We start from the raw sequence: 549 nt of genomic DNA, 5'->3' as shown, positions 1-549 counted from the left end.
CATGTAATCAGCACTGCTGGTTATGTGACAACGGGAGCCTTGGGGTTCCCGTTTTTTATTATTAGCTTTCGAACGGTTATCAAAATTTTATCAAAATAAGTTATCAAAACGAACAAGGATGGCTTGGGCAATGATTCGCTTTTTAATACTGATTAGTGCATTTTTTGTGTTTGGCTATGGTTACGCCATATCGCATGATGTTTGGCCATTTGAAGGCATGGATGCGAACCAGCGAGGAGTATTTGGCGATTCTTGGGGAGCTTTTACCTCAATCTTTTCTGCTATGGGCTTTTGTGGGGTTTTATGGACGATAAAGCTGCAAATGGATGCAACAAAAAAACTAGAGGATGATGCAGGGAGAAGAGAGCAGGCAGAAATAGTGAGAGACTTTGAAAATTCGTTTTTTAATATGTTGAATATCCTTCAGGAAATTATTAGAGATATGAAAGTTTCGAACTCGGAAAAGAAAAATGTTGCCGAGGGACGACATATATTTTTGTATTTTTATAAATCATTTAAAAAAATAGTTGTGAGGGATGGCTTCAATGT

Annotated in this window: 1 protein-coding gene; it reads left to right on the top strand. The window is 37.5% G+C overall.

Annotation, left to right across the window (positions count from 1 at the left end; all coding sequences use genetic code 11):
* Positions 1 to 118: 118 nt before the first annotated feature.
* A partial coding sequence (locus HX778_RS24885) for a hypothetical protein (protein ID WP_218167271.1) occupies positions 119 to 549 on the top strand: 431 nt, incomplete at its 3' end.

The organism is Cedecea sp. P7760 (assembly GCF_013386425.1).
Lineage (GTDB): Bacteria > Pseudomonadota > Gammaproteobacteria > Enterobacterales > Enterobacteriaceae > Cedecea > Cedecea selenatireducens.
Note: the sequence above shows the minus strand (reverse complement) of the source record. Positions and strands in the feature narration are given on the sequence as shown.